25 protein-coding genes are annotated in these 23,329 nt (G+C 68.0%); 8 read left to right on the top strand and 17 right to left on the bottom strand.

Going from position 1 to position 23,329, the window contains the following annotated elements; translation table 11 throughout:
* Positions 1-22 precede the first annotated feature (22 nt).
* The 3 genes from AC5FRV_RS11260 to AC5FRV_RS11250 all read right to left on the bottom strand — a co-directional run bounded on the left by AC5FRV_RS11260 (position 23) and on the right by AC5FRV_RS11250 (position 2,049).
* Positions 23-604, bottom strand: coding sequence for a SprT-like domain-containing protein (locus tag AC5FRV_RS11260; protein WP_493561189.1), 582 nt, complete (start codon positions 602-604; stop codon positions 23-25).
* 180 nt (positions 605-784) lie between these two features.
* On the bottom strand, positions 785-1,552 hold the full coding sequence (locus AC5FRV_RS11255; RefSeq protein ID WP_493561188.1) for a Nif3-like dinuclear metal center hexameric protein: 768 nt from the start codon (positions 1,550-1,552) through the stop codon (positions 785-787).
* 122 nt (positions 1,553-1,674) lie between these two features.
* On the bottom strand, positions 1,675-2,049 hold the full coding sequence (locus tag AC5FRV_RS11250) for a CBS domain-containing protein (protein ID WP_493561187.1): 375 nt from the start codon (positions 2,047-2,049) through the stop codon (positions 1,675-1,677).
* Between the two features lie 100 nt (positions 2,050-2,149).
* Between AC5FRV_RS11250 and AC5FRV_RS11245 the strand changes: the two genes are divergently transcribed.
* Positions 2,150-2,638 carry a GNAT family N-acetyltransferase gene (locus tag AC5FRV_RS11245; RefSeq protein ID WP_493561186.1) on the top strand — a complete coding sequence of 163 codons (489 nt, stop codon included), beginning with the start codon at positions 2,150-2,152 and terminating at the stop codon, positions 2,636-2,638.
* Here the strand turns inward: AC5FRV_RS11245 and AC5FRV_RS11240 are convergent.
* The 4 genes from AC5FRV_RS11240 to AC5FRV_RS11225 all read right to left on the bottom strand — a co-directional run bounded on the left by AC5FRV_RS11240 (position 2,635) and on the right by AC5FRV_RS11225 (position 6,724).
* Entirely contained in the window at positions 2,635-3,435 is an 801-nt protein-coding gene (locus AC5FRV_RS11240; protein WP_493561185.1) for a DUF8528 domain-containing protein, read from the bottom strand. The genes AC5FRV_RS11245 and AC5FRV_RS11240 overlap by 4 nt on opposite strands.
* Positions 3,436-3,902: 467 nt before the next feature.
* Entirely contained in the window at positions 3,903-4,715 is an 813-nt protein-coding gene (speB, locus tag AC5FRV_RS11235) for an agmatinase (RefSeq protein WP_493561184.1), read from the bottom strand.
* Positions 4,716-4,730: 15 nt separating this feature from the next.
* A complete protein-coding gene (locus tag AC5FRV_RS11230) occupies positions 4,731-5,105 on the bottom strand; it encodes a translation initiation factor IF-5A (RefSeq protein ID WP_089814560.1) in 375 nt (124 codons plus the stop codon).
* Between the two features lie 95 nt (positions 5,106-5,200).
* Complete coding sequence (locus AC5FRV_RS11225) at positions 5,201-6,724, bottom strand: hypothetical protein (protein WP_493561183.1); 1,524 nt, start codon at positions 6,722-6,724, stop codon at positions 5,201-5,203.
* 215 nt (positions 6,725-6,939) lie between these two features.
* Here AC5FRV_RS11225 and AC5FRV_RS11220 point away from each other — a divergent pair, with 215 nt between their 5' ends.
* The 4 genes from AC5FRV_RS11220 to AC5FRV_RS11205 all read left to right on the top strand — a co-directional run bounded on the left by AC5FRV_RS11220 (position 6,940) and on the right by AC5FRV_RS11205 (position 12,318).
* A complete protein-coding gene (locus tag AC5FRV_RS11220) occupies positions 6,940-7,833 on the top strand; it encodes an FHA domain-containing protein (protein WP_493561182.1) in 894 nt (297 codons plus the stop codon).
* Between the two features lie 137 nt (positions 7,834-7,970).
* Entirely contained in the window at positions 7,971-9,173 is a 1,203-nt protein-coding gene (locus AC5FRV_RS11215) for a vWA domain-containing protein (RefSeq protein WP_493561181.1), read from the top strand.
* Between the two features lie 110 nt (positions 9,174-9,283).
* The gene (locus AC5FRV_RS11210; RefSeq protein ID WP_493561180.1) at positions 9,284-10,537 is read left to right on the top strand and encodes a serine/threonine protein kinase; all 1,254 of its coding nucleotides are present in this window, start codon (positions 9,284-9,286) and stop codon (positions 10,535-10,537) included.
* Between the two features lie 2 nt (positions 10,538-10,539).
* Positions 10,540-12,318 carry a protein phosphatase 2C domain-containing protein gene (locus AC5FRV_RS11205; RefSeq protein WP_493561179.1) on the top strand — a complete coding sequence of 593 codons (1,779 nt, stop codon included), beginning with the start codon at positions 10,540-10,542 and terminating at the stop codon, positions 12,316-12,318.
* 57 nt (positions 12,319-12,375) lie between these two features.
* Here AC5FRV_RS11205 and AC5FRV_RS11200 read toward each other — a convergent pair whose 3' ends face one another.
* The 4 genes from AC5FRV_RS11200 to AC5FRV_RS11185 form a co-directional block, all read right to left on the bottom strand.
* Positions 12,376-14,100 (bottom strand): ABC1 kinase family protein, encoded by a 1,725-nt coding sequence (locus AC5FRV_RS11200; protein WP_493561178.1) that lies wholly within the window; start codon positions 14,098-14,100, stop codon positions 12,376-12,378.
* Between the two features lie 13 nt (positions 14,101-14,113).
* Complete coding sequence (locus AC5FRV_RS11195) at positions 14,114-14,473, bottom strand: Hsp20/alpha crystallin family protein (protein ID WP_493561177.1); 360 nt, start codon at positions 14,471-14,473, stop codon at positions 14,114-14,116.
* A 74-nt stretch (positions 14,474-14,547) separates the two neighbouring features.
* On the bottom strand, positions 14,548-15,327 hold the full coding sequence (locus AC5FRV_RS11190; protein WP_493561176.1) for a GIDE domain-containing protein: 780 nt from the start codon (positions 15,325-15,327) through the stop codon (positions 14,548-14,550).
* A gap of 69 nt (positions 15,328-15,396) precedes the next feature.
* The gene (locus tag AC5FRV_RS11185; RefSeq protein ID WP_493561175.1) at positions 15,397-16,032 is read right to left on the bottom strand and encodes an HAD family hydrolase; all 636 of its coding nucleotides are present in this window, start codon (positions 16,030-16,032) and stop codon (positions 15,397-15,399) included.
* A 141-nt stretch (positions 16,033-16,173) separates the two neighbouring features.
* Between AC5FRV_RS11185 and AC5FRV_RS11180 the strand changes: the two genes are divergently transcribed.
* Positions 16,174-17,151, top strand: coding sequence for a CPBP family intramembrane glutamic endopeptidase (locus AC5FRV_RS11180; protein ID WP_493561174.1), 978 nt, complete (start codon positions 16,174-16,176; stop codon positions 17,149-17,151).
* A gap of 24 nt (positions 17,152-17,175) precedes the next feature.
* On the opposite strand, the gene lwrS is transcribed toward AC5FRV_RS11180, so the two are convergent.
* Complete coding sequence (gene lwrS / locus AC5FRV_RS11175; RefSeq protein ID WP_493561173.1) at positions 17,176-17,655, bottom strand: LWR-salt protein; 480 nt, start codon at positions 17,653-17,655, stop codon at positions 17,176-17,178.
* The gene (locus AC5FRV_RS11170; RefSeq protein WP_493561172.1) at positions 17,655-17,933 is read right to left on the bottom strand and encodes a 4a-hydroxytetrahydrobiopterin dehydratase; all 279 of its coding nucleotides are present in this window, start codon (positions 17,931-17,933) and stop codon (positions 17,655-17,657) included. Before AC5FRV_RS11170 ends, lwrS begins: the two co-directional genes overlap by 1 nt.
* 151 nt (positions 17,934-18,084) lie before the next feature.
* Between AC5FRV_RS11170 and AC5FRV_RS11165 the strand changes: the two genes are divergently transcribed.
* On the top strand, positions 18,085-19,662 hold the full coding sequence (locus AC5FRV_RS11165) for a uracil-xanthine permease family protein (RefSeq protein ID WP_493561171.1): 1,578 nt from the start codon (positions 18,085-18,087) through the stop codon (positions 19,660-19,662).
* A gap of 7 nt (positions 19,663-19,669) precedes the next feature.
* Here AC5FRV_RS11165 and AC5FRV_RS11160 read toward each other — a convergent pair whose 3' ends face one another.
* Positions 19,670-20,302 carry a metallophosphoesterase family protein gene (locus AC5FRV_RS11160; protein ID WP_493561170.1) on the bottom strand — a complete coding sequence of 211 codons (633 nt, stop codon included), beginning with the start codon at positions 20,300-20,302 and terminating at the stop codon, positions 19,670-19,672.
* Positions 20,303-20,356: 54 nt separating this feature from the next.
* Complete coding sequence (locus AC5FRV_RS11155) at positions 20,357-21,364, bottom strand: AI-2E family transporter (RefSeq protein ID WP_493561169.1); 1,008 nt, start codon at positions 21,362-21,364, stop codon at positions 20,357-20,359.
* Positions 21,365-21,527: 163 nt separating this feature from the next.
* Between AC5FRV_RS11155 and AC5FRV_RS11150 the strand changes: the two genes are divergently transcribed.
* The gene (locus tag AC5FRV_RS11150) at positions 21,528-21,740 is read left to right on the top strand and encodes a DUF8149 family protein (RefSeq protein ID WP_493561168.1); all 213 of its coding nucleotides are present in this window, start codon (positions 21,528-21,530) and stop codon (positions 21,738-21,740) included.
* A gap of 227 nt (positions 21,741-21,967) precedes the next feature.
* Here AC5FRV_RS11150 and AC5FRV_RS11145 read toward each other — a convergent pair whose 3' ends face one another.
* The gene (locus AC5FRV_RS11145) at positions 21,968-22,414 is read right to left on the bottom strand and encodes a pyridoxamine 5'-phosphate oxidase family protein (RefSeq protein WP_493561167.1); all 447 of its coding nucleotides are present in this window, start codon (positions 22,412-22,414) and stop codon (positions 21,968-21,970) included.
* 129 nt (positions 22,415-22,543) lie between these two features.
* Positions 22,544-23,254, bottom strand: coding sequence for a DUF4382 domain-containing protein (locus AC5FRV_RS11140; RefSeq protein WP_493561166.1), 711 nt, complete (start codon positions 23,252-23,254; stop codon positions 22,544-22,546).
* Positions 23,255-23,329: the final 75 nt, after the last annotated feature.

Below are 23,329 nucleotides of genomic sequence, written 5' to 3'. Positions count from 1 at the left end.
CAACTGACAGGAACCAGCGCAGTCAGTCGCCGGGCGACGTCCGACGGAGCGGCGCCTCACAGCAGTTCGACCGGTAGCGGTCGTACTCCCGGACGAGTTTGCACTCGCGATAGCGGTGGGCCGTCACTTCGTCGCAGGACTCGCAGTAGAACGTCCACTTCGGCTCGGCGAAGGTGCGACAGTGGACTTCGGTGTCCATCTCCTCCGCCCGTCGCTTGAACTGTTTGCCGTGGCCGGTCGTGCCGAAGCGCTGGTACTGTTCGACGTGGACGAGTTCGTGGCGCAGGGTGGACTGCCACTCCTCGCGCGAGAACTCGTCGAAGGCGTCCCAGGTGAGGGAGACGGTACAGGGGAGCGGGCGGCCGTCCGATCCCTCGACCGCGTCCCAGTCGTAAGAGTCGCCGACCGACGCGTCGTCGAGGCGCGGGCGCTTGACCGCGGCGGCGCGGCGCCGGGCCCGCGTCGACACCTCCCACTCGACGAGGTCCAGGCGGACGTCGAGTACCCACTCCCGCCGGGCCTCGCGCGCGTAGGCCCGCGACCAGTCGACGAGGGCGTCGTGACTGGCTATCTCGTCGAACTCCGGCGCGCCGTCGGCGTCCATCACGCACGTCTCGATGCTCGACCGTATTGAGCGCGGTGGTCGCCGTCGCATCGGCGGCCCGCGTGCGTCGCGCCGGCGGTCATCCGGCGTCGCCTCCGCCACACTCCCACCACCGCTGCTCGAACGAGTGCAAAACGTAGCAGTACAATCCGCCCGACCGACGACAGATCGAACCGGACCCTACAGCCCGGTCGGACAGTCGATAAACGTCGTCTCCAGGCCCCACTCTTCGGCCAGGGACTGGAGCGATTGAACGCCGAACGTCTCCGTCGCGTAGTGGCCGGCGAGCACAACGTTGATGCCCGCTTCCCGGGCCTCGTGGAAGGCCTTCTGCTTGCCCTCACCGGTGACGAGCGCGTCGACGCCGGCGTCGGCGGCCTCGCCGAGCCAGTCGACGCCGCTGCCGGTGACGATGGCGACGTCCCTGATCTCGTCGGGCCCGAAGTCGAGGGCCCGCACCGCGCCGTCGCCGGTGTCGAGTTCGTCGGCCAGCAAGTTTCGGAGTTCGTCGACGGCATAGGGCTCGCTGGCGGTGCCGCGCTGGCCGATGACCTCCGGCCCGAGCGAACCGAACGGTTCCCGGTTGCCGAGGTTGAGCACGTCGGCCACGCCTGCAGCGTTACCGAGTTCCTGGTGGCCGTCGAGCGGGAGGTGGGAGACGTACAGCGGCAGATCGTGGTCGACCAGTGGCGCGATTCGGCGGTAGTTCGATCCGGTGACTCGCTCCATATCGCCCCAGATCAGCCCGTGGTGGGTGACGAGCAGGTCCGCGCCGGCGTCGGCCGCACGCTCGACGGTCTCGACGGCGGCGTCGACGGCGACGGCGACGTGCTCGACTGTTCCCGACTCCGGGCCGACCTGGAGCCCGTTCGGACTGGCGTCGAGGTCGGCGTACGCCGCGGTGTCGAGTCGCTCGTCGAGGCGTCCCGTCAGTTCCGAGAGTTTCATGGACGCTGTTTCTGCGGCCTCGGTCGTATGCCTTCGGGAAGCAAGCGCCAGGAGAGGCGGGGGAACCGGTTCGAGAGCGGGGCAGGTCCAGGACCGGAGCCGGAGGGCAGCGAACCCCGCAGTCAGGAGAGCTGTGCGGTGACGTCGGTCGAGGAGATCATCCCGACGTAGCCGTCGTCGACGACCGGCAGGTGCTGGATTTCGTACATCGTCATCATCGCCGCGACCTCCTCCATGTACAGGTCGGGCGTCACCGTCTCGACGGACTCCGTCATGACGTCGCTGACCACCGCTTCGGTCGGATCCTGGCCCTGGGCGACGCTGTCGAGCACGTCCGTACTGGTGATGATCGACCGCGGCCCCGTCGTCACGACGAGGGCGCTGATGTCCTTCTCGCGCATCCGCTGGGCGGCCTCCTTCACGCTCGCGGACGGCGCGATGGTCTCCAGTGGCGTCGACATTACCTCCCTGACGCGGGTCTTCTGCTGGGTGTCCATACGTGTATGCGAACACAGTCCGAGCTTATGTGTTTTGCTACCGAGTGACACAGTTCCAGGGGCGGGCAAAACGTATGGCCGACCCACCGGTCGTGCCGGCATGGAACTCGTCGAGGCGACGGCGGACGACGTCGACGTGCTCGCGGAGTACTGGTTCTCCCTCGCCAGCGAGATGGAGCAATACTCGACCCTGAACGACCTGGCTGTCGAGGGGCCGGCGGACGTCGAATCCGGATTCGAGGAGTTACTCGACGGCGACGACAGTACGCCGTTCCTGCTCGACGTCGACGGGACGACCGTCGGCTTCCTCCTGCTGCGTCGCGACGAACACCCGACGCGAGAGCTATCCCAGTACGCGAAACTCGTCGACCTGTTCGTCGATGAGCCCTACAGGGACCAGGGGTTCGGGAGCGAAGCTATCGACGCGGCGAAACGGGTCGCGGCCGAGCGCGGCGCCGAGTACCTCACGGTGTCCTGTGAGTGGGACAACGACGGCGCCAGACGGTTCTACGAGGAGAACGGCTTCACGGAAAAGCAGGTGACCTACGCCCAGGAACTGGAGACGACGGCCAGGGACGACGACAGCTAGTTTCCGTCGACGATCTGCCCGTTCTGCTCGCCGATGAGCCCGCGGTCGACGGCGGCGTCGACCACTTTGTCGAACTGCGACTCGCTCATGTCGTAGGCGTTGACCGCGACGGCCTTGATCTCCGCGCGGTCGACCGGGAACTCCCGGTTCTGGAGCAGGCGCATGACCTTGGTGTTCTCCAGGGCCGTCATGGACGGTCGGCCGTCGTCGGCTTCGCCACCGCTGCCGCCGCCGTCGGCGCCCGACGCGCCCGCCCCGTCGTTGGCGCCAGCAGACCCGCCAGCAGTCCCTCCGTCGGTACCGCCGCCGTTACCCCCAGCGGCGGACCCGTCGTCGTCCCGGATAGACTCCGCGTTGCCCGAGACGCTCCGCCGACCGCCCGCCGCGGTGCTCGTGGTGTAGGTGACGTCGTCGGACCCGTCGTCGGCGTCGGCCTCCTCGGTCGACGCGTTCCCGGTTACGTGTCCATCGGCAGCGGCGGCCGCGTCACCGGCGTCGCCGCTTGTGGACAGTTCGCCGGCGTCGACCCACCCCTCGTCGGCGAGCGGGTCCTCGCCCGCCGACGAATCGGCAGGGTCGGGTGTGCGGTCGTCAGCGGGGTCGGCCGATTCGGGGCTCTCGACGACCGACACGATCGTCTCGACGACGGTGCCGAGCTTCTGGCGACAGCCCTGGCAGAGCACGACGGTCTTCTGGTCGTCCGCCGTCGGGTGAAGGTCCTTGGGCACGACGGGGTACTCGTCCAGCGAGGCGTCGAGGGCGGCACCGCAGAAGTAACACGAGGACAGTTGTTCCATGTTGCGAGTGTGTGCGTAGTCCTGTGGCTTAAAACTCCCACCTCTGATTCGCGGTCCTCGTTAGTGTCGGTGAAATTCGTGTGGCGGGGGGCGACAACCAATCCGACGACAACCAGAAAGCCCTCGGCCCGCTCGCTAGTAGTCAACAACAGAACAGCAAACAGAAGAAAGCCCTCGGCCCGCTCGACTCGTGCGACTCGTTGCGCGCGCTCACTCCGTTCGCGTGCTTACGTCGTCGGACTTCGTCGACCGCGCCTCGCCCTTTCATTCCTCCAGGCTCAGCATCGCTCGCACGGCTTCACTCCGTTCAGCACGCGCTCGCGATTGATGCCACCAGACCTCCCCGGACCCCCGCGTCGCTCACGGCTAACGCCGTTCGCGCAACAGGTGGCGCTCCGCACCACCCTGTCCGCGGCGGGTCACGCTTCCTGACCGCTCCGCAACCGCAGGCGTCGTCTGACAGCGTATTAGAACGTATTCGCGTCCGCGTGGGAGAAGACGAACTCGCGGAGGAGTTTGGCGCCGAGGACCGCGGCCTGGCCGTCGTCGCGGTCGTTGACTTCGACGAGGTCGAAGCCGACGGCGTGGGGAGCGACGGCCCGGACGACGTCGCGCATCTCGCGCGGTTCCAGGCCGAAGGGCTCCTTGGTGCCGGTGCCAGGCGCGTACCCCGGGTCAGCGGCGTCGACGTCGACGGAGAGGTAGACCTGATCCGAGCCAGCAAAATTGGGCGTCCAGTCGGCGACGTCCTCGGGCGAGACGACAGTCACGTCCGACTCGGCGGCGCGGTCCCACTCGGCCTCGCTGCCGGTCCTGGCGCCGAGAATTACGGCCCGATCGGCGACGTCGAGGGCGTGGCGGGTGACCGTCGCGTGGCTCAGCGGGTTGCCGGCGTAGGCCTCGTACAGGTCAAGGTGGGCGTCGAGGCAGACGAAGACGTCGGGGTCGAGGGCGCGGACGGCGGCGACGGTGACGGTGTGCTCGCCGCCGACCAGCAGCGGGACGGTCCCGTCGTCGGCGTAGTCACCGAGCGTCCCTTCGAGGAAGTGGAGGTACTCCGCGACGTCGTCCGTCGGGCCGACGTCGCCGTGGTCGGCGACCGAGCAGTCGGTGAAGTGCCGGCCCGTCCGCTGGTCGTAGTCGTCGAACGGCGTCGAAAAGTGGCGGACGCGGCGCGGACCGAAGCGGGCGCCGGGTTCGAACGTCGTCGAGGCGTCCAGCGGTGCGCCGACGACGACGTAGTCGGCCCCTGCCGGGTCCGCGTTCGCGCCAGGAAACATCGTGATAGCTCCGCTTCAGACGATCTTCCGCTGCTCCTCGTACTCGAGGTACTCGATCTCGTCGTCGGGGTTGAGCTCCTCGTCCTCGGGGATGCGCATCGTGAACGTGTCGTAGGTCTCGAGGTCCATGACCTGGGCGTCGTCGCCGGTGACCGAGACGACCTGGCCCTGCTTTCGCTCGATGATGGGCACCCAGACCTTCTGGTCGACCGGCTGGGAGAAGGATCGCTTCTTCGCGTCGAAGACGCCCTTGCCCTCGACGCGGGCCTTCGCGCTGCCGTGTTTGCCCGGCTTGGCCGTGCTGTAGGCCGTAATCTTGCAGGGAGTGTCCTCCATCATCACGTAACTCCCCTCGTCGAGTTCGCGAACCTCGGTCTGCTGTCGTGGCATGTCTCCCGGTTATCTATCTGCCAGTATAAACGATTTGCATTCCCTTCGGCACCGTCGCGACGCCCGCTGGCCGGCCAGGAGGACCGGCCCTCGATTCACAGCTCGTGGCCACACAGCGGACAGAAGGCGTACGTCCCGTCCGACGGGACGTCGGCCTCGCACGCCGGACAGGTCTCGACGGCCGCGCCGTCCGACGCCGCCGCGTCCCCGGACCCGGGCTCGGGAGTGTAGATTCTCGTCTGGGAATCGTCACCCTCGGCGGCGCCCGGAGACGCCGCTTCGTCCGACCCCGAATCGGCGTCTCCCTCGTCGGTGGAGGATTCACCGGACGGTGCCTCCCCGTCACTGGTCGGTGTTGACGGCGCTTCTGTCGCGCTCGCCGGATCGGCGTCGGATTCAGCGGCTTCACTGTCAGCGGCTTCGTCGTCGCCGTCCGGATCAGCGTCCGCTTCCTCGGCACCGACGGCCGCCCGCGCTTTGTCCGCAGATCCTGGGGTATCGCTCCCGGACGAGGAGGTTTCAGCCGTGGACCTGGTCGACGCCGTCGATGCTGTCGGTGCCGCGTCCGACGTCGACGGATCTGCTTCCGGCGACGACGACGATGCCGATGGCGAGGCGTCCGACGAGGGAGAGGCGGGGGGCCGGGGCCCCAGGTCGACGCTCTCCCGCGGTGATCCGCTGGGAGCGTCCCGTCCCGCGCCGTCCGAACGGCTCCCCCGACTCCCGACCGGCGTCGGAACCGGCGGTGCGTCGGGGGGAACGCCGGTGTCGGTCCGCCGTCGTCGGTCCGCCACGTAGTCGCCCAGACGGTCCGTCGTCGTCAGCGCGACGTCGGTGAGCGTCGGGACCGAAACACGCCGCTCGACCGCGCGAACCCAGTCGTCGGGAACGGAGACGCCGACGGTGGGAAGATCAGGGTCGGGCACGTCGACGCGGTCCGTCCGCCAGAGGTACCGATAGACGCGGAAGGCCACAGCGACGAACAGCGGAAACGCCACCAGAAAGCGCCCGTCGCGGGGTAGCAGACCCCACCCGGGCGTCGCCAGGAGGAGGCGTCCGGCGTCGTCGAGCGGCCCGAACAGCACTCCCTCCGTGAGGAGCGTGACGAGCGTGACGAGCGTCGGGACCCCCACCACGACGCCGACGAGTTCCCCCAGGCGCACGAATCTGGCGGTGCCGGACCACGCGGCAATAGTTCGATAGGCGAGTGCGTGTGCGGAGACGACGGCGACGCCGAGCAGCGGCCACGGGGGTTGCAGGGACGCCGTCGCGTAGACGGCGTATCCGAACGGGACAGTGACGCCGACCAGCGGACCGACTGCGAGGAGGATCGGTCCATCGGGCCCGGGCGCACGGTCGAGAAACCGCCGGTACTCGACGACGACGAACCTCGCGGCGGCGAGTAACACCAGTAACGCTGCGACTGCGACGAGGTGAGTTCCGACGGTGCCGAACGCGGGACCGATCCCAGCACGGCTCGCGCCGGCGCCGATAGCGTGGACGGCCACCGCAGCCACCAGAAGGACGGCAGCCGTCGCGAGAATCGCGGATAGCCCCACGAGTAACTCGAGGAAGGCGATGGTGGCCTGTGCCGTCAGCGTTCGTTTCGCGGAGCGCACGTGAATCATTCGCGAGAGGGCGCCCGTAAATATTTTCCAACGTTCAGTTGCGCCTACAGGTTTCGGTCCGCTCGGGCGGCGTCACTCCCGGTATCGCCTCGAACCAGCCCGATCAGCGGCGCGTGGGAGATCGCAGCCGCAGCAAAAAACGAGACAGTTAATTTAACAGTGCACCACATCTTTTTTACATCCCTCCGTCAACTGGTCAAAGAAACATGTCCGATCAATCCGAACTGGCGTGTGTTTCGTGCGAGACGGCGTTCGACCCAGCACCGACCGGCGGGTTCTGTCCCGACTGCGACACGCCTCACCCGGACTTCGAGCACGGCGAGGCCGACGACGCGGACGACGCCGAGGAAACGGGAGACGACGAGATCGAGGCCGAGGAGACGGAAACCGAGGCGACCGAACCGGCCGACGAGGAGGCGACGGCCTCGTCCGACGACGGAGCGCCACCGTCGTACTGCCGTGAGTGCGGCGCGGCGATCGGTGCGGAGAGCGCGTCGTCGGACACGACGGAGTGCTCGGACTGCGGGCGGACCGTCGCCGCCGACGCGTCGTACTGTCCCGATTGCGGCACGGCGATCGAGGCCGACGAGACGGCAGACGGGCCCGAGGACGAACCGACTGTGGTGGCCGACGCCGACGGTAACGACGCGGCAGGCGATAGTGACGAGGCCGCAAGCGATGACGCGGCGACGGACGACGACGCGACGGCCGCCGAGGCAGAGACGCAGGACGCTGGAACCGAAGATGCACAGACGGACGTCGAATCGCCGGACTCCGAGGACGCAGAATCGGTGCCCGAAGAGATTACCCTCGTCGTCAACGGCGAGTCCTACACCTTCGGGGACGGCGACACCTTCGGCAGGGAGGACGAGGAGTGGCTCGAGGACCTCGTCGTCGCGGGCGGCGGTTCGGACGCGCTCTCCTACATCTCCAGCGAGCACGTCGAGTTCTCTATCGAGGACGACGGCGTCTACGTGACCGACGTGAGCCGGAACGGCACGCTCCTGAACTCCACGAAGATGGAGGGCGGGACCGAACAGGTCTCCGACGGGGACTTCCTCACGCTCGCCGGACGGGCCGAGGTCGAGGTCCAGTTCTGAGATCCGACCCGGTCACCGCCGAACGGACGTGGCACACTCGTCCGGATCGCCGGACGGGACGTAGACGCGCGTCGAATATCTAAACCAATTATCAATATCCGTTAAATTTATCTCCGAAAGCGTTGCCAGATAGGAGCATGCCGACCGAGATTTCCGCGACTGTAAATCGACCGTACGTTCCGGAGTCGGGTGGGGGGATCACCTGTGAGCTGGACATCACGCCGCAGGCACAGGGGCAGGCCGCGGAGCGCCACATCGCGCTGTGTATCGACAGCAGCGGGTCCATGGCCTACGACGACAAGCTGGACCACGCCCGCGACGCGACGGAGCTGGTCTTCGGTATCCTCAACGACGACGACTACCTGAGCATCGTCACCTTCGACGAGGACATCGAGGTGGTCATGGACGCGACGCGGTGGGGTGACATCGAACGCGAGGAGGCCGAAGAGCGCCTCCAGGAGATAACGACGACGGGCGGAACGGACATCTACTCCGCGCTCGAAGAGGCCGAAGGCATCCTCTCGGGGCTGGAGCGCGGCGAGTCCATCTCCAAGCGCGTCCTGCTGCTCTCGGACGGGCGGGACACCCGGGCGTCGGCCGCCGACTTCGAACCGCTCGCCCAGGACCTGACCGACGCCGGCATCTCCATCTACTCGGCCGGCCTCGGGACGAACTACGGCCAGGACACCATCCGCAGCCTCGGCGAGTTCTCCCAGGGCCGGTGGGCCCACGTCGAGAACCCGGCAGACATCCGCTCGTTCTTCGGCGACGTCGTCCAGGAGGCCTCGACCGTCCTCTCGAACAACCCCGAACTCGTCCTCGAGACCGTCGACGGCTGCGAGATCGGGCAGGCGTTCCGGCGGCTCCCGCAGGTCCAGAAGATCCCGCTCGAACACGAGGAAGGGAAGACGATCATCGGTCTCCCGGACCTCCAGGACCGGGAGGAACAGCAGGTCGTCCTGGAGATGGACGCGCCGCCGAACGACGTCGGGACCGAGGAGACGCTCGTCGACGTGACCCTGGAGGCGGGGTCGAACTCGGCCGAGACCGAAATCGCCGTCACCTACTCGGACGACGAGTCAGAGCTGTCGGTCCACGACGAGGACGTCACCGTCGCCTACTACGACACCGACCTCCGGACGCGGATCGCCCACGCCGACTCCCAGGACGAACTGGAGGCGGTCAAGGCCAAGATCGACGAGACCGAGGTCATCACGGGCGAGACGGAGATCGCCGACGCCCTCCACGAGAACGTCACTCGCATCGAGGAGGGCGACGAGAGCCAGGCCCGGCAGGTCAAGGAGAACACCACCGGCGTCTACGACCCCGATGAGTACTAGCGGACCAGTCGTCGCCGCGATGAGGAGCGGCGGCGATCGAGCCCACGCCGCGACGAGTGTGTGCCGACGACTCACCGTCGGCTGTGAGGATGTCTGAGGTATCACGTCCCATGTCCGAACCGTCCCCTGGCGACGAACTCGCCGACCGGTACGTGTTGCGCGAAGAGATCGGTCGCGGCGGGTTCGGCGTCGTGTGGAGCGCCGACGACCGCGAGAGCGGCGGTATGGTCGCGCTGAAACACCCCAACTACGAGGGGTCGACGCCGGACGAACTCGTCGAGAAGTACTTCGAGCGCGAGACGGACATCCTGGAGGAGATCCGCGAGGCCGGCGAGCACGACAACATCATGAGCTACTACGGCCGGGAGGAGGGCTTCGGCATGCCGTTCCTGGTCGTCGAACTCATCGAGGGCGCCGAACTCGGCGAGGTCGTCCGCGAGGACGGGCCGATCACCGACCCCGACGAGGTCCGCGAGATCGGGATCGGGATCTGTGACGCCCTGTCATTCCTCCACGACCACGACATCATCTATCGCGACCTGAAGCCCGACAACATCATGCTGAACGGGGACAGGGACCCGAAGTTGCTCGACTTCACGACGGCGAAGGGCACCGTCACGAGCGACGACATCCCCTCGTTCACGGGTAACGTCACCTCCCAGCCAGTCCAGGGCTCGACCGGCGACTCGACGGTGCCGGGCGAGTTCAAGCCGCCGGAGCTGAACCGCGACGCCGAGCAGCGCCAGGGGCCCTGGAGCGACGTCTACTCCATCGGGAAGCTGCTGTGCTTTCTCCAGGTGGGGTGGGTACCAGACGACGACAGCGTCGCCCCCAGTCAGTTCGGCGTCGACGGCGCCGACTATCTCGACGAGATCGTCAGGAACGCGACCCAGCACGACCACGCCGACCGGTACTCCAACGCCTCGATGCTCAAGACCGCTCTCGAGGACCGGGACGCGACGATGCCCTCGCAGGCCACCCTCGAGTGGCTCGGTCGCGGCGAGAAGTGGCGGATCAGCCCCGGCGACACCATCGGCCGAAAGACCGAGGACGGACCGCGGCCCTCGATCATGCTCGCCGACGGCCGGCACACGGCCCTGTCAGCGGTCCACTGTCGCTTCGTCACCGACGAGGACGGCGGCTGGCGGGTCGTCGACACCAGCCTCAACGGGACCTACATCAGCAAACACGACGAACAGGAGTGGCGACTGTTGCTCTCCGAGACGGGACGGGAGCGCCAGCGCCAGGCCGGCGAATCGATCCCCAGCGACCCGGACGCCAGCGCCGCACTGGAGCCCGGCGACGTCGTCGCGCTGGTCAGTCCGAGCTACCCCGAGCGATTCTACTTCCGATTCAGCCAGTGACCATGGAACACGCCAGCAGCGTCGACGTCGGCGCACGAAAGCGAGGGAGCGGCGGGATCAACGAGGACAGTGTGGCCTCGGCGGTCCTGGAGAATCACCACCGGGAGACGGGCCGGTCTGTCGGCGTCTTCGTGCTCGCGGACGGCGTGGGAGGTGAGGCCAGCGGCGACGTCGCGTCGTTCCTGGTCACCTCGATCGTCCGCAAGCGACTGACCGAGCGCCTCCAGGGGTCGGCGACGGACGTCCTGGAGCGGTTCGGCATCGACGCCTACCCCGCGGACCCGCCCACGGTCGACGAGGATCCACGCGCGGTCCTCTCCGAGGGACGGATCCGGAGCGCGATCAAGGACAGCGTCGACGCCGCCCACCGGAAGATCCAGGAGTACGCCTCGGCCATCGGCGGTCAGCCGGCGACGACGGTCGTCGTCGCGGTGTACGCCGACGGGAAACTCCACTACGGCTGGGTCGGCGACAGCCGCCTCTACGTCGTCAACACGAAACGCGGGACGATCAGACAGCTGACAGAGGACCACGCCGTCACCAACGTCCGGCTGAAACGGGGCGAGATCGAGGACGAGGCCTACGCTCGCGTCCACGAGGACGCCACCGCCATCACCAACGCCGTCGGCGGATCCAGCGCCGGGAAACCGAGCGTCGACGTCGAGTTCGGGACGACGGACGTCTTCCGCGAGGACGTCGTCATGCTCACCAGCGACGGCCTCATCGACGCCTACCCGGACGTCAGGCCGCTCCGCAGGGAGTACGAGCGGGCCGAGGACACCGAGTCGGTCTGTGAGAAGATCCGTGACACCCTGGTCACGGAAGACGAGATTATGGAACTCGTTCTCGGCGCCGAGGGCCTGCACAGCGCCGTGACGGACCTGATCGAGTTCGCCAACGAGCGCGGCGGAAAGGACAACATCTCTATCACGCTCGCCCAGGATCCGAACGCCCGGCCGACGCCGGAGTCGATGGTCTCCCGGGCCGAGACGGTCATCGAACCGGCCGACGACGGGAGCGAGGACGACGATGGAGGCGATGACGGTGACGGGAACGACTCGGCGGACGCGGACGCGAGTAGCGACGGCGCGAAAACGAGCGGCTCGGCCGATGACGACTCCCCCGATCCGGCGGAACCAGTGTCGACCGGCCAGGAGACGAGTTCCACCGGCGCGACCGAGTCCGAGACCGACGGGACCGGGTCCACAGGCGAGTCCGACGACCCGGAGAGCGCCGCTGACCCGGACGGGTCCGGAAGTCCGGCCCACGACGTCGACGTTGTCTCGCTCGGCGACGGGGCGCCGACGGCAGCACTCGCCGTCCCGAGCGAGGGGACGGTGTACGAAATCGCCGCCGACACCACCGTCGGACGGGACGCCGAGGCGGACCAGCGCCCCGACCTCGCGCTCGACGTCGCGACCGACGCACACGTCGAACCGATCCACGCGAGAGTTACGTTCGACGAGAGCGGCAAGGAGTGGCAGATCACGGACCAGAGTTCATCGGGGACGCACGTCGAGGTCGGCGACGGCGAGTGGCTGCTCCTGCTCTCCGAGGAGGGGCTCGAACGACACCGCGAGTCCGGCTTCGACCCCGACGCGGCGACGGAGCGGTCCATCGAGCAGTCGACCGCGCTCGAGGACGGCGCCGCCTTCGTCGTCGAGGACCCCCGTGAGGACGACGCGATCACCTGCCGATTCTTTACGTCCGTCGAACTGGCCCGAGAGCGCCTGGCCGACGGGTCGGTCCGGGAGGCCGGCTTCGAGCGGTTCGTGCTGTAGTCGTCGCCGTCTGCGAGAGTCGTCGGAGAAGCCAGCGGTCGGGAGACCGGTCGGCGGTCAGTTCTCTCCGTCGTCATCGCCGAACGTCAGCTGCTGGTCGGTCGCGCTGGACCCGGGCCCTGTCCCGGACCCGGACCGTTCGCGCATGCTCTGGCGCGTGAACTGGGGTTTCGCGCGGATGCCGCGGCGGCGACGGAACGAGTACAGCAGCGAGACGCCGACGAGGACGGTGAAGACTGCCGCGACGACGGTCGCTTCGAGTTCCTCGACGGCGTAGAGAAACGCCGTCGAGAACACGCCGCTGGCCATCGCCATCCCGAGCACGAGACGGCGGGCGAGCCCGCCGAACAGGCTGCCGGGGTCCTCGAGTTCGACGTTGACCCTGAGTTCGTCGCGCTGGATGCGATCGAGGGTCCCCTCCAGTTTCGGCGGGATGCGGACCGTCGACCGGGCCGCGTCCCTGAACTCGGTCGCGCGCTCCTCGGCGAACTCGCGGGCGCCGGCGGCCATGTGACCCTCCTCGCGGAGGTAGCCGGTGGCGACGGCGATGAAGTCGAAGTCGGGGTCGAGCGTGACGCAGACCCCTTCGACCACCGTCGCGACGCGGAGGACGAGCGCCAGGTCGGCCGGGAGGCGCAGCGGGAACTCGTACATCGTGTCCTCGACCTGGGAGACGATCTGCTGGACGCGGTACTGCTCGATGTCCTCGCCGCGGGCGTCGGCGATGGCCAGTTCCATCACCTCGCCCATCACCTGCCGGTCGGCCTCCGGCGAGAGCGTCCCCATCTCGACGAGGGCGTCGAGGATGGCGTGGATGTCCTGGCTGGCGACGGCGGTGTAGAAGTCGACGATCTTCCCCTGGACGAACGAGTCGACCCGGCCGGACATCCCGAAGTCGTAGAAGACGAGCGTGCCGTCGTCCTGGACCGCGAGGTTGCCGGGGTGGGGGTCGGCGTGGAACACGCCGTCGTCGATGATCATCTGGAGGTAGGTCCGCTGGAGCGTCTCCGCGAGCGCCGTCCGGTCGACCGACAGATCGTCGAGCGAGTCGACGTCGTTGATCTTCGTCCCCGGGACGTACTCCATCGTGAGGACGCGCTCGGTCGAGTGCGATTCGAGGACCTCGGGGATGCGGACGTCCGGGTCGTCGGCGAAGTTCCCGCGGATCTCGGTGAGCATCCGGGCCTCACGGTGGTAGTCCATCTCCTCGCGGATCGTCCGGTCGAACTCGTCGGCCAGCGTCTCCAGCGAGAACGAGCGGGACTCGTCGACGAAGTACAGCAGCACCGGGAGCGTCCACCGAACAACCCGGAGGTCGGCCTCGACGAGCGCCTCGATCCCCGGCCGGCGGATCTTCACCGCCACCGGGTCGCCGTCGACCTCCGCGCGGTACACCTGGCCGAGGCTCGCGCCGCTGATGGCGTCGACGTCGAACTCGTCGAAGCGTTCGTCGACCGGCCCGAGTTCCGCCTCCAGCACCTCCTTCGCGTCGGCCCACGGCGCCGGTGGCACCCGGTCCTGAAGTTTGGTGAACTCGTCGATGTACTCCGGCGGGAGGACGTCGGGCCGGGTCGACAGCAGCTGGCCGAGCTTGATGAACGTCGGGCCGAGGGTCAGCAGCGAGTCCAGCAGCGTGGCCGCGCGGTCGCGGCGCTGTTCGGCGGTGACGCGCCGGGACGAGCCGAAGAAGAGGAACCGGTTGCGGTCCCGGGCGTAGGCGAGCATCAGCGGGAGGAAGTGGCGCACGACGACGAAGAAGCGCCAGTAGGCGCGGAGGTTCACCAGCGGGCCACCCCTAGCGAGCGTCCTCGATGGGGATGGTCGTCTGTCGACCCGTGGTCGCCTTGGGCAACCGGAGTTCGAGGACGCCGTCCGAAACGTCCCCCTCGGCCCCCGACTCGGTCACGTCCGGCGGGAGCGGCAGTTCGGCGTCGAGGAAGAGCGAGCGGTCCTCGCGGACGTACTCGAACTCGTCGGGAACGGCCTTGGCCCGCTCGGCTTCGAGCACGAGTTTGCCGCCCTCGATACTGACGGTCAGCCCGTCGGCGGTGACCCCCGGCAGGTCCATCACCAGCAGGTACGCGTCGTCGGATTCCAGCACGTCGGCGAACACCGCCTCGGGCAGGTCTCGTAACGCGTCACGGAGCGCTGACATGATACACGATTGGGGAGCCGCGACGAAAAAGGCCGTGGTCCGCTGTCAGGTCCCGGGTTCGCGACCGGGAGCGCTCACAGCATCCCGACGCCGAACAGGGCGACGAAACCGAGGAACAGCGCCCCGAACCCGACAGTGACGACCGCCCCCTTGACGATTCGCCACGCCGTCGCCCGCTCTGGCGCGTCCGAGATAACGAACACCGGCGACTGTTCGCCGCGGCGGACGACGGCGTTCACGACGCCGGACCCCCAGCCGCCGACGGGTTCGTCGAACGCCTCGCCGTAGACGTACCCCGTCTCGCCGACGTCGAGGCGGCGCTCGACGAACTTCTGCTGGTTGCCGAGGTGCAGTTCTATGGGGCCAATGTCGAGCGCGCTGTCCTGGGCCTCGACGTCATCGGTAGCGTCGACGAACCGGCGGATCCGTTCGGGCGGTTCGTCGCCAGGATCGACCTTCGTGGTGTGGTCTCCGAAGTGGAGCGACGCCCCGGCGGGCTCGACCCGGACGCGAGCGTCGCCGTCGTCGAGGAAGAAGGGCACCGCTTGCCCGCCCTCGACGAGCGTCTCCCAGTGGCTGTTCTTGCCCGAGGAACGGAGTTCCTGGACCTCGTACTCGTAGGCGAGACACGACTGGCCGGAGAACGGTGCGGTGACGGTGCCGTCGTCGCCTTCGCGAGCGGTCCCTTCGATTTCGATCGGACCGGGATGGTTCGGGAGGGTGTACACGTCGACGGGGTCGTTTCGTACGATGTGGTAGACGACGCGGAGGTCACGGGCGCCGTACCAGACGATGGCGAGGCCCACGAAGAGGAACACCGCGAAGAGGACCATTGGGACCGAGTTCAGGGGCATGCGACCACACCCGGCACAGAGCGGCTTAAAACCCGCGCGTCCTGTCGGAGGAAGAAACGGGCGAATCGGTCAGTGGAGTTCGGTGAAGCTAGTGACCCGGTGGTCACCCAGCACGCACTGGCCTCGCTCGTGGGGGTCGTGGCGCTCGACGTGGACCGCGTCGAGGCCGGCGTTCCAGGCCGCGCCGACGTCGTCGGCGTCGTCGCCGGCCATAATTCCCGTATGGCCGTTGTACCCGACGCCCATGTCGGTCATCACCTGCTCGAGCGGGCCGGGGTCGGGTTTCCAGCCGATCTCCTCGGTACAGCACACCACCGAATCGAACCAGTCGCCGATGTCGAGTTCGGCGAGCACCGGGTCGGTGAGGTACTCCTGGCAGTGGGTGACGAGGCCGACGGGGCCGTCGATGGCGCCGACGAACCGCTCGACGTCGTCGTAGAGGAACGTCGCGGACGCGCGGGCGAGCGGATCCTCGACCTCGTGGAACGTCTCCCAGAACGTCACCGGGTCGACGCCGTGGCGGCGCAGGCACTGGTCACGCGTACCGCCCATACCGTACCAGAGGACGGTCACGTCCCGGTCCGTGAACGTGACACCGAGTCGGTCGCCGACCTCGGTCAGGACCTCGCGGGGGTAGGAGGGCTCGATGTCGACCAGGGTGCCGTCCAGGTCGAACACCCAGAAGTCGTAGTCGTCTCGGGGCATGCGGATCGTGTGAGTAGGCGGGTGACAAGTAAGTAGTTTCCGGCGAAGCCGGGATGAGCGGCGTCCGAGCCCGTTCCAGCGGGACAGCGAAAATAGTCAATCGAGCTAACTCTTTTGGACTTCCTGTTCGAAAAGTGAAATATGGACGCGTTCCCCGACACTGACGGCCGTCTCGAACGACGCCGTCTGGGACTGTTCGTACTCGTCGCCTTCGGCATCGCCTGGGCGACGGCGGGCTACATCTACGCGAACGGCGGCCTCACGGACAGTCCGACCGTGATCGAAGCCGGCCCGCTCTCGCTCACGCTGGCCGGGATACTGCTCCCGACCGCCTATATGTTCGCGCCCGGCGTCGCCAACGTCCTCACGCGCGCGCTCACCCGCGAAGGGTGGGACGACCTCGGGCTATCCGTCGGCTTCTTCGAGCACTGGCGGGCGTACGTCGCCGCCTGGTTCGTGCCGGGCCTCCTCACCGCGCTCGGTGCGGCGCTGTACTTCGCCGTCTTCCCGCAGTACTTCGACCCAGCGGCGGAGTCCTTCGTGTCGGCCACGGTCGGCGGCACCGACGTCGGCATGTCGCCGCTCGCCCTCGCCGCGATAACCATCGGCGCAGCGATGGTGGTCAACCCGCTGTTCAACGCCGTCTTCGGCTTCGGCGAGGAGTTCGGCTGGCGGGCCTATCTCCTCCCGAAACTCGCGCCGCTCGGCCTCCGGGGCGCCGTCGTCGTCCAGGGCCTCGTCTGGGGCGCGTGGCACTGGCCGCTCATCGCGATGGGCTACGAGTACGGCTTCGACTACGCCGGCTTCCCGTGGGTCGGATTCGTCGTCTTCCTGGCGTTCGCCCTCGCTGCGGGCACGTTCCTGGCGTGGCTCACCCTCCGGACCGACAGCGTCTGGCCGGCCTCGCTGGGCCACGGCGCCATCAACGCCACCGCCGTCGTCGCCGTCGTCTTCGCCCGCGGGGACCCCGACTACCTGCTCGGGCCGCTCCCGATGGGAGTCGTCTCCGTCCTCCCGTGGCTCGCGCTGGCGGGTTATCTGCTGGTCAGGATGGAAGAGGGTGCGCCGGCGACGCGTTCGACGAGCGGCGTCCCGCCCGCCAGTTCGGCCGACGAGTAACTACTCGACCCGCCGACGAGTAGGTTACTCGACGCGGATCGAACTGCCGAGGTACTTGGTGAGGACCTCGGAGACGGTATCGGCGTTGAACAGGTCGAGGTCGGCAGCGATCCGTTCCTTCAACTCGTCGAGGTACGCCCCCTCGGTCTGAAGTTCCCGGAACGAGACCTCGGTCACCGGGACGTCCAGTGCCTCCTCGGTGAGTTCGCGGAAGTGGGCCTCGTCGCCCAGGTCGCCGCGCCAGAGGTTGTCGCGGAAGAACAGCCACCCCTCGGAGCCGGGCCGGTCGGCCTCGCGGTACAGCACCGTCTCGAAGCTGGCCGGCTCGACCGACAGCTCGGGTGGTCCCGGTTCGACTCGAAACCGGACCCGGAAGACGTAGCTTGCCGTGCCGACGTCCTTCGTCGACTCGCCCTCGCTCCCGCCGTCGGGGAGTAGCCGCGGTGAGCCCTCGTCGCCCACCGGTGGTTGGCCAGCGCCGGTCGATCGTCGACCGTCGCGCATCAGTCGTAGATTTCGTCGAACCGCTCGGCCAGGTCGACGTCGTTGCCCGTGATGCCGCCCTCGTCGTGGGTCGTCAGGCGGATCTCGACCTCGCGCCAGCCGATGGTCATCTCCGGGTGGTGGAACGCCTCCTGGGCGAGGCCGCCGGCCGCCGCGGCGAAGCCGACGCCGTCGAGGTAGGCGTCGAACTCGTACGTTCGGGTGATCTCGTCGCCGTCGCGTTCCCACTCGTCTGGTAGCTGTGCCGCGATCTCGTCGTCGGAGAGCAGGTCTGCCATACGAGCGAATTCTCCCGGCTGGCTGAAAACTATTGGCCCTGCCGGTGGTCTGCGGCCGAGATCTCACCACGGCGTCCTGCGTGTCGGCCTATCGACACGCTTCGTGCCGTTCCCCCGCATGATTTGAAGGGGGAACGCAAACGCGGTAGCGATGAGTACAGCGTCCGACGGGAACGGCGACGCGGGGGACGACGACGAGTCGTTCGTGGCGTTCGGGATCGACGACCGACCATCGCTGCCGAAGTCGATGGTCCTCGGGATGCAACACTACCTGACGATGGTCGGGGCGAACGTCGCCGTCCCGCTCATCCTGGCAGCGGCGATGGAGATGCCGACCGGCGTGACCGCGCGGTTCGTCGGCACCTTCTTCGTCGTCTCCGGGATCGCGACGCTGGCACAGACCACGTTCGGGAACCGCTACCCGCTCGTCCAGGGGGCGCCGTTCTCGATGCTGGCGCCGGCGCTCGCCATCGTCGCGACCGTGAGCGTCCTGCCGGGCGAGGTCGGCTGGCAGGTCAAGTTGCAGGCGCTCCAGGGCGCCATCATCGTCGCCGCGCTGACGGAGGTCGCCATCGGCTACTTCGGCATCGTCGGCAAACTTCGGCGATTCCTCTCGCCGGTCGTCATCGCCCCGACTATCACCTTGATCGGGCTGGCGCTGTTCAACGTCGGCCAGGTCACCAGTGCAGGAAACAACTGGTGGCTCCTCGGGCTGACGCTCCTGCTGATCGTCGGCTTCTCGCAGTACCTCGACAGCTACTCTCAGCTGTTTCGCCTCTTCCCGGTCATTCTCGGCGTCGTCATCGCCTGGCTCGTCGCCGCCGTCCTCTCCGTCACGGGCTTTTACACGCCCGATACGACGGGTTACGTCGCGCTCGGAGCGATCACCGACGCCCGGTTCCTGCTCCCCATCTACCCCCTCCAGTGGGGGATGCCGACGTTCAACGCCGCCTTCGTCATCGGGATGTTCGCCGGCGTGCTGGCCTCCATCGTCGAGAGCATCGGCGACTACCACGCCGTCGCGCGGCTCACCGGCAACGGGATGCCCAGCGAGCGCCGGATGAACCACGGCATCGGGATGGAGGGGCTGATGAACGTCTTCGCCGGGATCATGGGGACGGGCGGGTCGACCTCCTACTCCGAGAACATCGGCGCCATCGGGCTGACCGGCGTCGCCTCGCGCTACGTCGTCCAGATCGGTGCGGTCATCATGCTTATCTTCGGTTTCGTCGGCTACTTCGGCCAGCTCGTGGCGACCATCCCCGACCCCATCGTCGGCGGGCTCTTCGTCGCGATGTTCGCCCAGATCGTCGCCGTCGGGCTCTCGAACCTGCGCTACGTCGATCTCGACTCCTCGCGGAACGTCTTCGTCGTCGGCTTCGCGCTGTTCGTCGGCCTCGCCGTCCCCGAGTACGTGGCCAACGTCGGCTCGATCGGTGCGTTCCGGGAGGGCCTGGCGGCGGTTCCGGTCGCCGGCGCGGTCCTCGGCCAGCAGGTCGTCGCCGACACGGCCTACGTCATCGGGACGACGGGAATGGCCGTCGGCGGGCTCGCGGCGCTCGTCCTCGACAACACCATCCCGGGGACGCGCGAGGAGCGCGGCCTCGCCGAGTGGGACGACATCGCCGAGGACGAGGGCGCGTTCCAGCCCGTCTGGTACCAGTGGTTCGGCTTCGGCGAGGACTCGGTCGCGAGCGAGGACGCCGAGACCGGTCGCAGCGGTCGGTGACCGGCCCTCAACCGGGCGTCTCGCGGACCTGCAAGGTCAGGTCCACGGGGTCCAGCAGGTAGTAACACTGCCAGGCCGGAGCGAGGCCGACGACGCGGGTGCCGTGAACGGTCGTCTCGTGGTGGCTGTGGTGGTGGCCGACGAGGACGAGGTCCGGGTCGAGCGTGGCGATCAGGTCGTCGACGTGGTCACAGCCCGGGTCGTAACCGTAGGAGAGGAGGCCGTTCGGTGCCTCGTGGGTGAGCAGCAGGTCGATATCTTCGAGTTCGGCGAGTCGCTCGACGTCCTCGTGGGTGAAGTGGCGCCGCCGCTCGCCGACGAGGTCGCTCCGCGCCCTGTCGTAGCGCGTCGGTGCGAAGTTGCCGGAGAGGCCCGCGATTCGCAGCCCCTCGATCTCGGTGGCGGTGCTGGCCAGGAGGTGTGCGTTGGTGACCCCTGGTGGCGTCTCGCCCGCTCGCATCGCCTCGGTGACCTCGAAGTCCTCGTTGTTGCCCGCGATGAACCACGTCGGCACCGGCAGGTCGTACCACTCCAGGTCCCCCAACTGGATGGCCACGTCCGCGTCGGCGTCGTCGTAGGCGGCCAGCAGCGCCGCGCGGTTCTCCGGGTCGGCGGCGTGTGCGTCACCGAGCACTAGCATTACCTGAACCTCTGACACGGGCCATGTTAGTACCCCGAGTTCCGTCTGCGACGATCAGCCGTCGACCTCGGGCGCGTACTGTTCGCGGTAGACGTCGAGGGTGGCCCGGAGCGCGCCGATGATGATCGGACCCACGAACAGGCCCATGAACCCGATGGCGTAGAGGCCGCCGATGACGCCGAGGATGATGACGCTCGGGTTGACGCGGGCGTACCGGTCGACGACGACCGGGCGGAGGTAGTCGTCGGAGATCCCGACGATGATCGTTCCGTAGACGAACAGCAACGCGGCCGGCACGGGTCGCCCGACGAGGACGAGGTACACCGACGCGGGCCCCCAGACGAGGAAGGATCCGACGACCGGGAGGAGCGCCAGGACGATCATCACCGACGTCCAGAACAGGGCGTTCGGAATGCCGACGGCGAAGAGGCCGAGCCCCGCGATGGCGCCCTGCACGATGGCGATGAAGACGTGGCCGGCGAGGACGGCCCAGGTGATGTCGTCGATGGCGTCGAGCAGCTCGTCGAGGACGTCGGCCGGGAGCGGCAGGACCCAGCGGAGCCAGGCGACGAAGTCGTCGCCGTCCTTCAGGAAGTAGTACAGGAGGAAGATGGTGAGCCCGAGCCCGATGACGGCGTGGGTCACCGCGCCGAAGACGCCGAGGATGCTGCCGAACGCCTCGGACCCGCCGTTGCTCACGACCGACTGGAGCAGCTCGCTGAAGGAGATATCGGCGCCGACCAGCGCTTCGATTGCCGCCTCGAGTTCCGCGACGCTCTCACCGCCCTGCTGGACGCCCTCGACCAGGGCCGCCGCGTCGGCGGCGACGGCGCGCGTCACGACGACCAGCGGGAGGATGACCGCGACGCTCGCGAGGGCGACGACGGCCCCCGCGGCGATGCGCGGACTCGCCCACTGCTCGGCACGGGCCTGTACCGGTGCAAGCACGTACGCGAGGACGACGGCGAGCAGGAAGTACTGGAGGAACGGGAGGACGAACAGCGCGGAGAGCGCGAGGAGGGCGGCGACGAGGAGGAGGAGAAATCCCCGGCTCGAATCCATACGATCACTGACGGGCCCTGCGGGGAAAAGTGTCTCTAGGGCGACACTCTTCGCGAGTCGGAGAGAACCGGACTCGCGACGTCCACGCCGGACTGCGAGCGCGGCGAGGGGCTGGAACCGACCCTGTTTTCTTCCGGGCTCGCGAACCGTCGGCCGACCAGCTATGGCAGGATCAGACGACGAGGAACCATCGTTTCCAGTGGTCTGCCCGGAGTGCGAGACGGAGACGAGCGTGGCGCTCTCGGACCTCGAAGACGCGATCGACCGACACAACGAACAGTTGCACGACGGCGACGAGGTGGCCCAGATAGACCCCGCCGTCGCCGACCACGTCCTCGACCTCGCCGCCGAGGACATGGGCCTGTACGGCGAGTGAGCGCGACCGGGCGGTCGGAGAGGGCTCGCGGAGAGCAACCGACTTGAGGGTCGGTCCGGTAGGACTACCCGGCCGATGACGAACGTCGCCGGTGACGGTGACCGGTTCCGAGCGGGGATGACCACCTCGCCGTGACGAACCCTATGAGTGCCGAGGCCAGCTTTCTATCCACGGCGCCGAACGGCGACTGCGGTGAGTATGCGACGAGTGGATCCACCGCCCTCGCCTCAGACGTCTCTCATTCGCTCGGTGTAGTCCCAGCTATAGATCTCACGCGGATCGATCCGGATCCTGACCTCGTCGCGGTCGTCACTGAGCAGGTAGCTGGCCAGTGAGGAGTCCGTCCCGCCGAGGTAGCGCTGGACGAGTTCGCGCAGGACGTCACCGCCGCCGTCGCGCGAGACGGTGGCGACGCCGCTCCCCCGGATCCCGCGGTAGGGCACCTCGTTCGTCGAGACGTCGAATCCGACGCCCGGGTCGTTTCGGAGGATGGCCACCAGGGCGGCTCCCGCCTGCGTCGCGCACTCGAAGACCCCGTCGCGGTACCGATACCACACGGTGACGGGCCAGAGCGACCCGTCCGACCGGCGAGTGGCGATCCGGATGGGGACCGTCGTCTCGTGCAGGAAGGATTCGACCTCGTCCTCGTACCAGGTGCCACGGAAGTCGGTCATGTGCGAGAGGTACGCACGGATGGCGGAAAAGTTCGTTCGGTGAGCGTTCCGTCCGATGGTCCGGTGGTCGAGTGGTCCAGCGGCCCGTCGTTTCAGGTGGTCTCGGCGTCTCCAGCCGGACGCACCGCCCTAGTCGCTGGTTTCCGTCTCCGTCACGTCCTCGTAGCGAACCTCGGTCCCGTTCGCGACCGGCTGGAAGAGGTACGTTCCGGTCCGGCCCCGCTCGACCGGCGTGAAGTCGGCGACGAACGTCGTCCGCTGGCCCTCGCGGACCTCGAAGCCCTCCTTGAACTGGAGCGGGGCGTTCCCGGGCGTGTCTACCTCGGCCTCGCCACCGTCGGCGAGCGTCCCCTCGACGGCCGAGACGTCGAGCTGGAGGAACGCGTAGCTCCCCGTCTCGATCTCGCGGTCGTCGACGAGCTGCGAGTTGCCGTCCTGGAGCTTCACGAGGTCCGCTTCCGCCGGCTCGTCGAACTCGTGGTACTCGCGGCCGTCGCTCTCGTCGACGTCGTCGGCGTCCTGGGTCGTCACGGCGTCCGCGTCGGTTTCGGTGGCCGAATCGTCGTCGCCGTCCTCGCCGCTCCCGTCGCCGTCGTCGCCGCCATCACTCTCGTCGCCCTCGCCGGGCTTGAGCCAGATGCCCTCGATCGTAACGACACAGGACTCGAAGTCCGAGATGTCGCCCGGTGCGTCCTTCACCGTCGTCGCGAGCGTACCCGTGGCCGATCCGGTCAGGCTCGAACAGCCGGCCAGCCCGACCGTGCTCGCCAGCCCGACTGCGCCTGCCGCCTGGAGATACGCTCGTCGGCTCGTCGTCGCGTCGTCGTCTGTTTTTCGCATGGTACCTTTGCTACTGACCAGGTCCGGATAAGATGGCTACGTCGTCCAGCCCAGTTCACGCCGAGTTCTGGGCAG

The sequence above is a fragment of the Halomicrobium sp. HArcel3 genome, from assembly GCF_058933135.1.
The sequence above is the reverse complement of the archived record's forward strand: the minus strand, read 5'-3'. Positions and strand labels throughout refer to the sequence as shown.

Coding starts and splice junctions, on each gene's coding strand:
- AC5FRV_RS11260 (WP_493561189.1), bottom strand. CDS start 604: ATGGACGCCGACGGCGCGCCGGAGTTCGACGAGATAGCCAGTCACGAC.
- AC5FRV_RS11255 (WP_493561188.1), bottom strand. CDS start 1,552: ATGAAACTCTCGGAACTGACGGGACGCCTCGACGAGCGACTCGACACC.
- AC5FRV_RS11250 (WP_493561187.1), bottom strand. CDS start 2,049: ATGGACACCCAGCAGAAGACCCGCGTCAGGGAGGTAATGTCGACGCCA.
- AC5FRV_RS11245 (WP_493561186.1), top strand. CDS start 2,150: ATGGAACTCGTCGAGGCGACGGCGGACGACGTCGACGTGCTCGCGGAG.
- AC5FRV_RS11240 (WP_493561185.1), bottom strand. CDS start 3,435: ATGGAACAACTGTCCTCGTGTTACTTCTGCGGTGCCGCCCTCGACGCC.
- speB (WP_493561184.1), bottom strand. CDS start 4,715: ATGTTTCCTGGCGCGAACGCGGACCCGGCAGGGGCCGACTACGTCGTC.
- AC5FRV_RS11230 (WP_089814560.1), bottom strand. CDS start 5,105: ATGCCACGACAGCAGACCGAGGTTCGCGAACTCGACGAGGGGAGTTAC.
- AC5FRV_RS11220 (WP_493561182.1), top strand. CDS start 6,940: ATGTCCGATCAATCCGAACTGGCGTGTGTTTCGTGCGAGACGGCGTTC.
- AC5FRV_RS11215 (WP_493561181.1), top strand. CDS start 7,971: ATGCCGACCGAGATTTCCGCGACTGTAAATCGACCGTACGTTCCGGAG.
- AC5FRV_RS11210 (WP_493561180.1), top strand. CDS start 9,284: ATGTCCGAACCGTCCCCTGGCGACGAACTCGCCGACCGGTACGTGTTG.
- AC5FRV_RS11205 (WP_493561179.1), top strand. CDS start 10,540: ATGGAACACGCCAGCAGCGTCGACGTCGGCGCACGAAAGCGAGGGAGC.
- AC5FRV_RS11195 (WP_493561177.1), bottom strand. CDS start 14,473: ATGTCAGCGCTCCGTGACGCGTTACGAGACCTGCCCGAGGCGGTGTTC.
- AC5FRV_RS11190 (WP_493561176.1), bottom strand. CDS start 15,327: ATGCCCCTGAACTCGGTCCCAATGGTCCTCTTCGCGGTGTTCCTCTTC.
- AC5FRV_RS11185 (WP_493561175.1), bottom strand. CDS start 16,032: ATGCCCCGAGACGACTACGACTTCTGGGTGTTCGACCTGGACGGCACC.
- AC5FRV_RS11180 (WP_493561174.1), top strand. CDS start 16,174: ATGGACGCGTTCCCCGACACTGACGGCCGTCTCGAACGACGCCGTCTG.
- lwrS (WP_493561173.1), bottom strand. CDS start 17,655: ATGCGCGACGGTCGACGATCGACCGGCGCTGGCCAACCACCGGTGGGC.
- AC5FRV_RS11170 (WP_493561172.1), bottom strand. CDS start 17,933: ATGGCAGACCTGCTCTCCGACGACGAGATCGCGGCACAGCTACCAGAC.
- AC5FRV_RS11165 (WP_493561171.1), top strand. CDS start 18,085: ATGAGTACAGCGTCCGACGGGAACGGCGACGCGGGGGACGACGACGAG.
- AC5FRV_RS11160 (WP_493561170.1), bottom strand. CDS start 20,302: ATGCTAGTGCTCGGTGACGCACACGCCGCCGACCCGGAGAACCGCGCG.
- AC5FRV_RS11155 (WP_493561169.1), bottom strand. CDS start 21,364: ATGGATTCGAGCCGGGGATTTCTCCTCCTCCTCGTCGCCGCCCTCCTC.
- AC5FRV_RS11150 (WP_493561168.1), top strand. CDS start 21,528: ATGGCAGGATCAGACGACGAGGAACCATCGTTTCCAGTGGTCTGCCCG.
- AC5FRV_RS11145 (WP_493561167.1), bottom strand. CDS start 22,414: ATGACCGACTTCCGTGGCACCTGGTACGAGGACGAGGTCGAATCCTTC.
- AC5FRV_RS11140 (WP_493561166.1), bottom strand. CDS start 23,254: ATGCGAAAAACAGACGACGACGCGACGACGAGCCGACGAGCGTATCTC.